This is a genomic window from [Ruminococcus] lactaris ATCC 29176 (assembly GCF_025152405.1).
Taxonomy (GTDB): domain Bacteria; phylum Bacillota; class Clostridia; order Lachnospirales; family Lachnospiraceae; genus Mediterraneibacter; species Mediterraneibacter lactaris.
Window position 1 is genome coordinate 1,570,535 of the sequence record NZ_CP102292.1, and the last position, 13,034, is coordinate 1,583,568.

Sequence of the window (13,034 nt, forward strand, 5' to 3'; positions counted from 1 at the left end):
TTCACCGCCTCTTCTGAAGACTTGGCTGTCGCACCTGCTCAACAATCCGCCGGATCAGTTCTTCTGTCCTGATATGTCCCACTTTTGCCTTCATATTCAATATGATCCTGTGGATCGCCACATCCTCAAATACATCCATAACATCTGCCGGGATCACATAATTTCTCCCCTGCAGATATGCCGCAGCCTTCGCCATCTTTGTCAGAGCAACTGTCCCACGTGTACTGATCCCCAGTTCTGTCCATTCATTCTCTCTTGTCGCCTTTGCAAGCTCAGCAATGTAACGATATATCCTTTCATGCACAAAGACTTCTCTCACTTCCTTCTGTAACAGTAACAGCACCGTCTGTTCCAAAATCGGAAAAACATTTTCCACAGCCTCTCCGCTCTGCGCTCTTCTGAGGATTTCGATCTCCTCTTCCACACTCGGATATCCCATCTTCACGCAGATCATAAACCGGTCCAACTGAGATTCCGGCAAAAGCTGCGTACCTGCAGATCCAACCGGGTTTTCCGTTGCGATCACGATAAAAGGATCTCCTGTCCGTCTTGTAACTCCATCAATCGTCACCTGCTTTTCTTCCATAACCTCCAGCAATGCCGACTGCGTCTTCGGTGAAGTACGGTTGATTTCATCTGCCAGAAGGATATTACACATAACCGCTCCCGGCTGATAGACAAACTGTCCGGTTTCTTTCTGATAAATGGAAAATCCGGTAAGGTCTGCCGGAAGAACATCCGGGGTAAACTGCACCCTGGTTTCTTTCAGACGCATCGCCCTGGAAAAAGCAAGTGCCATCGTTGTCTTTCCGGTTCCGGGAATATCTTCGATCAGGATATGTCCTCCTGCAAGGATCGCAGTCATGATCTTTTCCAGGATTTTTCGCTTTCCGACTACAGCCTTTTCCACTTCATCAATTACCTGCAAAGCCAGTTCTCTTCTTTCACTCATCTTCTTTTCCCCTTTGTCAATTCTGCTTTTATCGGTTCTCTTTCACATCTTTTTACTTTTTTGGCTTTTTTTCATTATACCACAGAAACGAAGACAAATTGTCATTTAAGTGTTATAATAAAAAAGTACATTGTCAATGTGCGACTATATTGAATCTCTACGAAGGAGGAATTCTTATGAAGTTAGTAATCACAATGAGCCGACGTTTTGGAACAGGAGCGAGTATTATTGCCTCAGAGCTTTCCGAAAGACTGGGTGTTCCGGTATACGATAAAGCCTATATCGAGGAAAAGATCAACGATCATGAATATGAATCTGAGGCAGAAGCAATCCGCAAACTGGCAGAAAAGCCCTGTATCATCCTCGGACGCTGTGCTTCCGATATTCTTAAAGACCGTATGAATGTCCTGAATATTTTTGTATGTGCAGACAAAGAAGACCGCATCCTGCGTATCATGCAAAAAGATCATCTGGATCACGACAGTGCCAGAGAGAAAGTGGAAAAGACTGACGAAGAAAGAGCCGCCTACTATTATGAACATACCGGAAAGACCTGGGGCGATGTCAATGACTATCATATGATCCTTGACACTTCTGAACTTGGAGTTGAAAATTGTGCCGATATTCTGATGCATTATTTTGAGAAACTCGAATATATTTAATTTCCCCGGTATTTTCAACAAGATCAGGCAGGCTGATACCTCACTCGACATTGCACGCATCACCTCACCTAACAGCCCGGTCTTGCTGCCCCCTGGCAAATCGCCTTTTATGCAAAGCATGAATGCTGTCTGCCGGGTTTGTGCAACAAAAAAAGAATGTGCATCCGCACATTCTTTTTTGTTGTATTTATCTGAATCTGAGCTTTAACTGAAGCCCGGCTCCACTCCTTAATTGGAACCGGAATCTGCTCCTGCATCAGATCCTGCATCTGAACCTGAGTCAGAACCTGTATCTGATGTCTTTGAAGTCGTAATAGTAATACCCTGATCTTTGAAGTCAACCTTCTTCCATTCTTTCTTCACAACTTTGATCTTTGTATCTTCTTTCCAGCCCTTCAGTACCTCATCATATTTTTCCTGCTTACGCTCCGTTACGATGCTTGCCTTTTTGCTGTCTGTAGCCTCACGGTCAAGAAGACTTGTAAGCTTTGCTACATACAGTCCGTTGTCCGTCTCGATCACTTCTGTGACATCACCCTCATTTACAAGTGCATCTGCCGCTGCGATCAGATCACTGTTCGGGCTCGTACTCTCTGAATCAAAAGTTGCTGTCTGTGCTTCTACACCGGCTTCTGTTGCTGCTGTTCCGAAATCTGCTCCGCCTTTTACACTGTCCACAAAATTCTGAGCGGTTGTCTTCAGTGTCTCTTTCTCGTCGTCCGAGAGAGTCGTGCTGTTGCCGGAATCATCCTTTGTCGTATATGAGAATAAGACATACTGCATACTCTTCTGAGCTGCCTCATCATCCGTGATATCATCTGCCGTCACCGTCTCAGTATCTTTGATCGCTGTATCCATCTTATTCTGGATCGTCAGCAATTCCAGAAGTTTCTCGATCGTATCCGTACTTCCTGATACAACATCTTTTACCTGATCCGTATTATCTTTTCCAAACTGCTCTGCTGCATCCTTGATCGCTTTCTTTTCATCATCACTCAGGGAAACATTATATTCTGATGCATGCTGGGAAAGCAGATACAGATTCTCAAGGCTTTCCATAATATTATCCTTCGTCTGCTCTTCGTAATCCTTTCCGTCGGATGCATCCTGTGACCACATTGCCTCCCCGGTCGTTCCCATCATTCCGGCATAATAAGTCTCATACTGCCCCTGCTGCAGTCTTGCATAGAAATTTGCCACTCCAAGCGTGATCTTTTCCTCTCCAACCGTTGCTACTGTTGCATCTTCTTTTATAGAACCACATCCGGTCACAGACATAGCTGCAATCGCTCCTGCAAGTGTCAGCACTGCAACTTTTTTCCCAAATCGTACCATAATTGCCTCCTCTTTCTCGCATTCTTAACTGTCTGCTGTTCTGCATTCCTTTAAGAATGCTGCTCCAGGTTTATTACCCGCATATATTTATACATTATAACTTATTTTCATATCAGGAACAAGTAATTTCACAAAATTTACATTTTCCTGCGGCTGCCCGTCACGGCACGATCCGCAATTCCCGGATATCCTCAAGAATCTTTCTCAGGAGCTGGATCGTATCTTCCCCGGTCTCTTTTCCGCTTCGTCCTTTTTTCTGATAGAAAAAGTAAGGTGGTTCTTCTGCTCTGAAGACTAATTTATTTCCATATCGCTGAAGCAGTCCCGGTATCTTCTGAGGATCTAATTTTGCCTTTTCATATAAGGTAAACTTAAAATCACTGCCTTTCTGCTCCACAGCAGTTACATAAGCTGCATGTGCCAGGCTCTTTAACGCCGCAATATGAAGAAGCTGCTGAACCTTTTTCGGAATATCTCCAAACCGGTCGATCAGTTCCTCCGTCATATCATCCATTTCTTCCTCCGTTGTGATCGCAGCAATTCTCTTGTAAATATCCAGTTTCTGATATTCATTTTTAATATAAGATTCAGGAATAAATGCATCAATATTCAGATCCATTGTTGTCGTGAACTGATCTTCTTCCTTCTCACCTTTCAGTTCTTTTACCGCTTCATTAAGCATCTTGCAGTACAGATCATATCCGACTGCCGCCATATGACCGCTCTGTGCCTCACCAAGCAGATTCCCCGCTCCTCGGATCTCAAGATCTCTCATTGCGATCTTGATCCCCGAACCAAGATCCGTAAACTCCCGGATCGCAGCCAGCCTTTTTTCTGCAACTTCTTTCAGAAGCTTATCTCTGCGGTACAAAAGGAATGCATATGCCATACGGCTTGATCTTCCTACCCGGCCGCGCAACTGGTATAACTGGGACAGTCCGAACCGGTCTGCATCCTGGATGATCATCGTATTTGCATTTGCAATGTCCAGTCCGGTTTCTATGATCGTAGTGGATACAAGTACATCGATCTCCCCATTAATAAAATCATACATGATATCTTCCAGTTCCCGTTCACTCATCTGCCCATGTGCAAAAGATACACTTGCTCCCGGAACAAGCTTCTGAACCCTTCCGGCTACATCCGCAATATCTTCCACCCGGTTATATACATAATAAACCTGCCCGCCCCGGGAAAGCTCTCTCTCGATTGCTTCACGGATCATTTCATCATTAAATTCCATTACATAAGTCTGGATCGGCATACGATCCATCGGAGCTTCTTCCAGTACGCTCATATCCCTGATCCCGATCAGGCTCATATGCAGCGTCCGTGGGATCGGGGTGGCTGTCAACGTCAGCACATCGATATTTTCACGCATTTTTTTAATTTTTTCTTTATGCGTCACACCGAAACGCTGCTCCTCATCTATGATCAGCAGACCAAGGTCTTTATAAGTTACATCCTTTGACAAAACCCGGTGCGTCCCGATCACAATATCCACCAGTCCCTTTTTCAGATCTTCAATCGTCTTCTTCTGTTGTGCCGGTGTACGGAATCTGCACAACAGATCGATCCTGACCGGGAAATCTTTCAGACGCTGGATAAAGGTATTATAATGCTGCTGTGCAAGGATCGTAGTCGGGACAAGATAAACGACCTGCTTTCCATCCTGAACCGCTTTAAAGGCAGCCCGGATTGCTACTTCCGTCTTTCCATACCCTACATCTCCACAGATCAGGCGATCCATCACCTTTGTGCTTTCCATATCCTTTTTGGTATCTTCAATCGCCCGGAGCTGATCCTCAGTCTCTTCAAACGGGAACATTTCCTCAAACTCTTTCTGCCATACTGTATCCGGACTGTATACAAATCCTTCGGTCTGCTGTCTTACTGCATACAGTTCCACCAGATCCTGTGCAATCACCTGCACTGCCTTTTTTACCTGGCTCTTCGTCTTATTCCACTGAGGTGTTCCAAGTTTATTCAGCTTTGGCGGTTTCGCATCTGCCCCGGCATATTTCTGGATCAGATCCATCTGCGTTGCAAGAATATAAAGGATTCCTCCGTCTGCATAGGAAATCTTCATATAATCCCTGGTCACTTTGTCTACTTCTACTTTTTCAATTCCCTGATAGACTCCAAGTCCATGGTTCTCATGCACCACGTAGTCTCCCGGCTTCAGTTCTGCAAATTCCTGGATTTTCTGTCCTTCGTAAACTTTCCTGCGTCTTTTTTTCTTTCGTTTCCCAAAAATGTCCGACTCTGAGATCACCATAAATTTCAACATGGGATACTCATATCCCTCTGCCACGCATCCATAAACGACCATGATCTCTCCCGGTCTGACCGTCCGCACCATATCTTCACTGTAAAAACTGCTCAGGTCATAATCTCTCAGATCCTCCGCAAGACGCTTCGCTCTCGTCCTGGATCCTGAAACGAGGATTACCCGGTAGCCCTGCCGCTTCAGCTTTTTCAGATCCTGCGTAAGCATTTCAAAACTGTTATTATAAGGATTGACGCCGGCTGCCTGAATACTGTAGACATCACGCACTTTAAAACCACCACATCTTGTCTCCAGCGTGGTAAGACCGATCCCGTATCTGGTATTAAATTTTTCTATAATCTCCTTCGTCTGAAAGACCCGGATCTCATCTGCCTCTTCCGTCATCCCTGCATTTTTCCTGCTCTCAAAGCTGTGGAAATATTCTTTTTCTACCGCCTCCAGCGTCTCCTGCAATCTGACCGGTTCATCAAAGAAGAACAGACTTTCTTCTTTTGGAAAATACTCTGAAAATGAAACTGCCTGCTCTTTTTTTTCCACATTCTCCGTTGCCGGATAAATGACGACCTTCTCCATATTTTCCACGGATCTCTGGCTTTCCACATCAAAACTTCTGATGGAATCAATTTCATCCCCCCACAGTTCGATCCTGACCGGAATCTCTTCTGTCAGCGGATAGACATCCAGGATCCCTCCTCTGACTGCAAACTGTCCCGGTCCCTCGATCTGGCTTTCCCGCTCATACCCAAGATGAACCAGCTCTTCCTGCAGTTTCTGAAAATCAATGACAGCCCCCGCTTCTATTTCAATACGGCTTTCCCACAATTTTTCTTTTGACGGAAGTCCATCTAAAAAAGCATCTGCCGTAGTGATCACCGTAACCGGCTCCCGGTTCTTCTTTTCTGTCAGTTTTTTCAGAACTTCCATTCTTTTTCCGGTCAGGGCAGCGCCCTTGATATCCGCATGATAAAATAAAAGATCCTTTGCAGGATACAGAAAGGTATTCTCCTCCAGCATTTTGTATTCTTCATACGCCTGCTTTGCTTTTTCCTCACTGGAAAAAACGATGACTCTGTACTCAAAGCCATCGCTCAATGCATACATCAGATGCGTCTTCTGCGAACTGACGCAGCCCGCAATCTGAAGAATTCCTTCTGCCTTTCCCCTCTTTTGAACTATTTCCTGATAATCCGCCAGTTCTTCCAACGGTTCCAAAAAAGCCAGCATATCATTCTTCCTTCTTCTTACGATTATACTCGTTCATCGCACCACTGATATCGCCTGATACGATCATCTCTACCGCTTTGACCGCATCCTCATATCCTTCCTCCATCAGTTCCTGCTCTGCCTTTGAAAAATGCCCCAGGACATAATCTGCCAGATCATACTTCGGAGGCTTTTCTCCAACGCCCACTTTGATCCGCGGGAAAACCGGTCCGCCTACATGGGCGATAATATTTTTGATTCCGTTATGCCCTCCCGCACTGCCTTTCGCACGAATCCTCAATTTTCCTACATCCAGACTGATATCGTCATAGATCACGATCAGTTCTGTCTCAGGATCAACTTTATAATAATCCAGGATACTGCGGATACTCTCTCCGCTCAGATTCATATACGTCTGTGGCTTTGCAAGAATCACTTTCTGCCCTGCGATCATTCCCTTCCCGATCAAAGCCCGGTGCTTCTTTACATCTACATCTATATTATATCTCACAGCCAGTCTGTCTATTACATCAAATCCGACATTATGCCTTGTCCCTTCATACTCCCTGGTCGGATTTCCCAGTCCTGCAATAATAAACATCTTCACGACTCCTTTCTACTTTTGAAAACGTTGCTATTTATTTTACTCCATCCACAGATATTTGTCACGTATAAATCTCTTTTCCACGTCATACAATGATAGAAAGAACTTGCTGTTCCCCCAACTGCCGGGAACAGACAGATACCGGAAATTCTGAACTTCAGGATCTTTCGGCAAAAAGCTACCAGAATCTATCAGGAGGGTTTTCCATGAGTTCCAGAACACGCATCGTTGTCCTACACATGAAAGAAATTATCTACACAGCAATCTTCGCTGCACTTGCTATCCTGCTGATCATTCTTCTGATCGTCATGTTCCGGCCATCCGGGAAATCTGCTGCATCAGGAGAGAAAAAGCAGTACACTCCGGGAGTCTATACTTCCACACTCACACTGAATAATACAAACCTGGAAGTCGAAGTTGCTGTCACAGATTCAGAAATCAGCAGCATCCGCTTTTCCAATCTTGATGAAACCGTAACAACTATGTTCCCACTGGTTCAACCTGCACTGGAAGATATCGCAGATCAGATCTGCCGAACTCAGTCCCTGGAAAATATTTCTTTTCCGGAAGATGCCCCTTATACATCCCAGTTAATCCTTAACGCGGTCACGCAGGCGGTCGAAAAAGCCACAGTTCAATAACCGTGGCTTTTCTGTCTTTCCTATCATAACTGTTCTTTTTCTGACGGAAAGCCTACCCTTCCACAATCAGATATGTTCCATCCGGGAGTACAAAGACCTCCGATGCTTCCTCCAGCTCTTCCTCAGTCATATGATCCACATCCGCTCCGCTCTCCTCAAAATACTCGCGTACCTCCTCCAGTGAATCCACAACAACTGCCATGCAGTCTTCCAGAAATGCTTCTGCCTCTTCCAGTGTCTCTGCTACCGGTTCATCGAACAGTTGTCCCTGATCCTTCAGAAAAGTACGCAGACATTCTTCACTATATTCACCCATCTTCTCGTCCTCCTGCTATCTCATTATCTCAAGTATTTCATCAACCGAATCTACGATACAGTCTGCCCCGTCTTCTTCCAGTGCTTTTCTTCCACGGAATCCCCAGGATACCAGGATCGTCTTCATGCCGGCTGCCTTTCCCGTTGCAAGATCCACTTCCGAATCTCCGATATACGCTGTCTCTGCGATCTCAGCTCCCAGTCTGTCCGCAATATCAAGTGCCGCACTGGGATCCGGTTTTCTCGGAACGCCCTCTTTCTGCCCCTGGATCCAGTCAAAAAGCCCTTCTCCAAAAATCTCCTTAATCACATGACCGACCTGGCGGTCCGGCTTATTCGAAAGCACTGCAAGCCTGATCCCCTGCTTTTTCAATGTCTCGAGCATCCTTTCAATTCCCTTATAAGGAACAACCTTATAAGTACAGTTCTCATCGAACACTCTGCCATAGACTTCCATCGCCTCATCTAGCCTGTCCAGAGCCTCATCTCCCCCGGCTTTCAACGCCTTCTCTATGAGAACCTTCGCTCCGTTTCCGACAAAATCTCTGCACTGCTCTTTCGTGATCTGTGGCATATGGATCTGTTTCATCGTCTCATTCACAGAATATTCCAGTGAATCCAATGTATCAGTCAATGTTCCGTCGAGATCAAAAATACATGCTTTCATCCCTGCTGCCTCCCTGCCATCCTTCATCCTGTAAGGACATTCTGTATTGTATTTCTTTCTCACTTATCATAGTATGATACATTCTAAAAAGCAAGTATTGACAACGCATTTATCGGCATATTTTTCAATCTCCCAGCAGATACTGCCGCATCGTCTTCAGGGCGTTTTTCTCAAGTCTGCTGACCTGTGCCTGAGAAATCCCGATCTGTCCTGCCACCTCCGTCTGAGTCTTCCCTTCAAAAAACCGCAGACTGATAATATACCGTTCCCGCTCATTGAGCCGTTCCATCGCAGCCTCCAGCGAAAGTTCCTCCACCCAGTTTTCTTCCCGGTTTTTCTTATCACTGACCTGATCCATCACATACAATGCATCCCCTCCGTCATTGTATACCGGTTCATGAAGACTCATCGGAGTCTGTACCGCATCCAGGGCAAAAACCACATCCTCCTTGGCAATCCCGATCTCATCTGCAATTTCCTGCACCGTCGGTTCTTTCATATAGCGGCGTACATATCCTTCCTTTGCATAAATAGCTTTATAAGCCGTATCCCTCAAAGAACGGCTCACACGGATGCTGCTGTTATCTCTTAAATATCTCCGGATCTCACCTACGATCATCGGGACTGCATAAGTTGAAAATCTTACCAGCCGCTCCGGATCAAAATTATCCACTGCCTTCATCAGACCCACACATCCGATCTGGAATAAATCATCTGCACTTTCACTGCTGCTGTCAAATCTCTTGATCACACTCAGAACCAGTCGCAGATTTCCTTTAATATATTCTTCTCTCGCTTTTTCATCGCCTTTCTGAATCCGACGAAAAAGCTCCTCCTTCTCATCTTCCCTGAGAAGCGGGAGCTTTGACGTATTCACTCCGCACAGTTCCACCTTATTCATCATCGTAAGAATCCTCCTAAGTCATTTTCTACTTAGAATCATTCTCCATCTGAATCAAAGATATTCTGTCCGGGGAAAAATTTAATAAAGTTTTACTCCTTGACAATCTGTCTGACTGCCTTTTCTTCAGAACTTTCTCACAGTTCTGTCTCTTTTGCAGGATTCTCTTACAGTTCCCACTTATCCGCAAGATTATTGATCTGTGCTTCAAATTTTGCTTTATCTTTATTGGAAAGTCCTGCATTGCTGTAAATGATATCCATAAGCCTTTTACCAGCCAGCGTAAGCCGGTCATACGCTGCATCCGCTTTCTTCTGTGCCGGTTTCTTTGCTTTCACAGGGATCTTCACGCCCTCACTGAGGATCTCATTTTTCAGAAGATCCACTTCTGCACACGGAAATGGTGCAAACGCCTGATAATCAAATGTCTCTTCCACAGTCTTTGCGAACTCCTCAGTTACTGTATCTTCACCATGTACAACAAAAACTCGCTGTATCGGTGGATCAAATGCCTTTACCCATTTCAGCAGACCATTCATATCCGCATGCCCACTGACACCATGAAGGCTTTCAATCCTTGCATGTACCTCGATCGACTCTCCAAACAGCTTCACATTTTTCTCGCCCTCCAGCAGCCGCCGACCCAGCGTTCCGTTTGCCTGATATCCGACAAATAAGATCGTACACTCTTCTCTCCAGAGATTATGCTTCAAATGATGCCGGATTCTTCCTGCATCGCACATTCCTGAAGCGGAAATGATTACTTTCGGCTTTTCTATAAAATTGATCATCTTAGAATCTTCACTGGATATTGCAGTATGCAGTCCCGGAAATACCAGTGGATTGATCCCTGCATTCACAAGAGCAAGTGCCTCCTCATCAAAGCATTCCCGCATATTTTTAGTAAATACCTTTGTCGCCTCGATTGCCAGCGGACTGTCCAGATAAACTTCAAAATCAGGATACTCACTCAGCAGTCCCTTTTCTTTGATCTCACGGATAAAATACAGCATCTCCTGCGTTCTTCCTACCGCAAATGACGGGATCACTACATTTCCCTTCCGGTCAAAGGTCTCTTTCAGAATCCTTGTAAAATCGCCAAGATAATCCGGCTTTTCCTGTGCATGTACCCGATTTCCATAGGTGGATTCCATGACGATATAATCTGCATTCTCCGTATAGGCCGGATCTTTGATGATCGGCTGATCCGTATTCCCTATATCACCTGAAAATACAATCTTTTTTGTCACGCCATCTTCTGTCGCCCACACTTCAATACTGGCTGATCCCAGCAGATGCCCCACATCGGTAAACCGGATCTCAACGCCTTCACAGATCCTGATCCGCTCGCCATACTGACATGGCACAAGAAGTTCAATCGCGTCCAGTGCATCCTGCATTACATAAACCGGCTCATACTCCGGCTGTCCTGCACGCTTTCCCTTCCGGTTTCTCCATTCAGCCTCAAACTCCTGGATATGTGCACTGTCACGCAGCATGATATTACACAGGTCAGCCGTTGCATACGTGGTAAAGATCTGACCTTTAAATCCATCTTTTGCAAGTCTTGGCAGCATCCCCGAATGATCTATATGTGCATGCGTCAGGAACACATAATCCACTTCATTCGCCGGAATCGGAAGCCCCGGATTCTCATACAGATCCGGTCCCTGCTCCATTCCACAATCAATCAGAATATTTTTCCCTGCAGTCTGAAGGAAATGACAGCTCCCAGTAACTTCGTGGGCTGCTCCTACAAAAGTAAGTTTCATAAGTCCACCAACCCTTCCGCTTTTTTCTTTTATTGTAGCACTTATTTATTTAATATGCACGAAAAATATAGCGGTACTCTTTAAATTTTAGTAAATTTTAATACTTATGTTAATAACTCGATGAACGTTATTCATACCGGATCATTTCCCGTCTGAGCCTTGTCATGATTTTCTTTTCCAGCCGGGAAATATACGACTGGGAAATTCCCAGAAGATCTGCCACTTCCTTCTGCGTCATTTCTTTTCCTTCCGGATGATCCAGGCCGAAACGCATCCGCACGATCATTTTCTCCCGACCGGACAGTTTGTTCAAAGCCCGGAACAAAATTTTTCTCTCTGCCTCATTTTCAAGATCTTTATAGATTGTATCTTCATCCGTCCCCAGAATGTCAGATAAAAGGAGCTCATTTCCATCCCAGTCCACATTCAGTGGTTCATCTATGGAAACCTCCAGCTTTGTCTTGCTGTTTCTGCGAAGATACATCAGGATTTCATTTTCAATACATCTGGATGCATAGGTTGCAAGTTTGATCTTTTTGGTTGGATTGAATGTATTGATCGCCTTGATCAGACCAATCGTTCCAATGGAGATGAGGTCTTCAACCCCTACTCCTGTATTGTCGAATTTTTTTGCAATATAAACGACCAGTCTCAGATTATGCTCAATCAGAAGCTTTTTCGCCTCCTGATCATCTTCTGTTCCCAGCCGTCCGATCACTTCCTCTTCTTTTTCATTTTCAAGCGGCGGTGGAAGAACATCTGTTCCTCCTATGTAATGAATCTCTTTCTGCCCTCCGAAGATCAGCGTCCTGAAATCAGGCACTACTTTCAGTTTAAATTTCTCCGGCACTGCTACTTTTACTATCATTTTCATTTTCCTCCTAAATATTCAGATAATCATGGTTCAGGATCAACTGGTATTCCTGCTTCTCTGAAATCGTTCCTTCACTGATTCCGATCAACGGTTTTTCAATCCATTTTTCCCCGTCCATGCTGACACACATTTTCTCGATTCGGAAGATTTTTATTACACCGGTTCCACTGATACTCTGATAAGGGATGTACCGCATTTTCGGTTCCGTATCCCTCAGGACAGATCCTTCTTTCTGCTGTTGTTCTCTGAACTTTTCATAGAATTCATGGTCGAGAATACTGACCGGATCACCACTGACCGGATCGCATAAAAGATTTCCCGTATCCATCAGTGCCATGACGCTCATCTTTCTCTCGTTCAAATACAGCGTCACCTCACACCGCACCTGTTCTTTTCCGCTTATTTTTCTTAACAGTTTCCAGCATTTCACAAAGAGAAATGCCGTTCCCACTGCCGTCCCATAAAAAAGGCTGATATACCTTAAATACGGCCGGAATGCTGTCATCATGCCTCCCATAAAAACCGCACATAGGTATAATAATATGTAGGCCTTTATAAATTGAGCTTTCGTTCTGATACGGAGACCGGTTATAAGCATACAACTGCTGACAATTCCATGAAAAAAAATAAGTTGAAAGACTCCGGGGATCCCCACGACTATTCCAAGGCACATCATCCCGCTTCCAAGCCCTCCGCCCAGAAAGATTCTCTGCCAGTTACTTTTGCATTTCAGAACCCGATTCAGTACAAGAAGCAACAGACTGTCCATCATGAAATTTTCCAGAAACAACAAATCAATATACAATTCGTAGTGCATA

Annotated in this window: 12 protein-coding genes; 2 read left to right on the forward strand and 10 right to left on the reverse strand. The window is 44.9% G+C overall.

From position 1 onward, the window contains the following. Window position 1: 1 nt before the first annotated feature. Window positions 2–952: an AAA family ATPase gene (locus tag NQ541_RS07405; protein ID WP_005610956.1), complete on the reverse strand. Its 951-nt coding sequence runs from the start codon at window positions 950–952 to the stop codon at window positions 2–4. A 176-nt stretch (window positions 953–1,128) separates the two neighbouring features. Here NQ541_RS07405 and NQ541_RS07410 point away from each other — a divergent pair, with 176 nt between their 5' ends. Then, entirely contained in the window at window positions 1,129–1,614 is a 486-nt protein-coding gene (locus NQ541_RS07410) for a cytidylate kinase-like family protein (RefSeq protein WP_023922936.1), read from the forward strand. A gap of 228 nt (window positions 1,615–1,842) precedes the next feature. Here NQ541_RS07410 and NQ541_RS07415 read toward each other — a convergent pair whose 3' ends face one another. From NQ541_RS07415 to pth, 3 genes are all read right to left on the reverse strand, one after another. Beyond that, window positions 1,843–2,949, reverse strand: coding sequence for a peptidyl-prolyl cis-trans isomerase (locus NQ541_RS07415; RefSeq protein WP_005610952.1), 1,107 nt, complete (start codon window positions 2,947–2,949; stop codon window positions 1,843–1,845). A gap of 160 nt (window positions 2,950–3,109) precedes the next feature. Then, window positions 3,110–6,463, reverse strand: a complete 3,354-nt coding sequence (mfd, locus tag NQ541_RS07420) for a transcription-repair coupling factor (RefSeq protein WP_005610951.1) — start codon at window positions 6,461–6,463, stop codon at window positions 3,110–3,112. 1 nt (window position 6,464) lies between these two features. Next, entirely contained in the window at window positions 6,465–7,043 is a 579-nt protein-coding gene (pth, locus tag NQ541_RS07425; protein WP_005610948.1) for an aminoacyl-tRNA hydrolase, read from the reverse strand. A 209-nt stretch (window positions 7,044–7,252) separates the two neighbouring features. On the opposite strand from pth, the gene NQ541_RS07430 reads away from it, so the two are divergent. Next, complete coding sequence (locus NQ541_RS07430; RefSeq protein WP_044940616.1) at window positions 7,253–7,687, forward strand: FMN-binding protein; 435 nt, start codon at window positions 7,253–7,255, stop codon at window positions 7,685–7,687. Window positions 7,688–7,739: 52 nt separating this feature from the next. On the opposite strand, the gene NQ541_RS07435 is transcribed toward NQ541_RS07430, so the two are convergent. The 6 genes from NQ541_RS07435 to NQ541_RS07460 all read right to left on the reverse strand — a co-directional run bounded on the left by NQ541_RS07435 (window position 7,740) and on the right by NQ541_RS07460 (window position 13,033). Continuing rightward, window positions 7,740–8,003, reverse strand: coding sequence for a hypothetical protein (locus NQ541_RS07435; RefSeq protein WP_005610942.1), 264 nt, complete (start codon window positions 8,001–8,003; stop codon window positions 7,740–7,742). Window positions 8,004–8,018: 15 nt separating this feature from the next. Then, window positions 8,019–8,669 carry an HAD family hydrolase gene (locus NQ541_RS07440; RefSeq protein ID WP_023922925.1) on the reverse strand — a complete coding sequence of 217 codons (651 nt, stop codon included), beginning with the start codon at window positions 8,667–8,669 and terminating at the stop codon, window positions 8,019–8,021. 124 nt (window positions 8,670–8,793) lie between these two features. Beyond that, complete coding sequence (sigG, locus tag NQ541_RS07445) at window positions 8,794–9,573, reverse strand: RNA polymerase sporulation sigma factor SigG (protein WP_005610935.1); 780 nt, start codon at window positions 9,571–9,573, stop codon at window positions 8,794–8,796. Window positions 9,574–9,737: 164 nt separating this feature from the next. Continuing rightward, window positions 9,738–11,342 (reverse strand): MBL fold metallo-hydrolase RNA specificity domain-containing protein, encoded by a 1,605-nt coding sequence (locus NQ541_RS07450; RefSeq protein WP_005610931.1) that lies wholly within the window; start codon window positions 11,340–11,342, stop codon window positions 9,738–9,740. Window positions 11,343–11,469: 127 nt separating this feature from the next. Next, complete coding sequence (gene sigE / locus NQ541_RS07455; RefSeq protein WP_044940613.1) at window positions 11,470–12,210, reverse strand: RNA polymerase sporulation sigma factor SigE; 741 nt, start codon at window positions 12,208–12,210, stop codon at window positions 11,470–11,472. A gap of 13 nt (window positions 12,211–12,223) precedes the next feature. Beyond that, window positions 12,224–13,033, reverse strand: coding sequence for a sigma-E processing peptidase SpoIIGA (locus tag NQ541_RS07460; protein ID WP_023922921.1), 810 nt, complete (start codon window positions 13,031–13,033; stop codon window positions 12,224–12,226). Between the last annotated feature and the right edge of the window lies 1 nt (window position 13,034).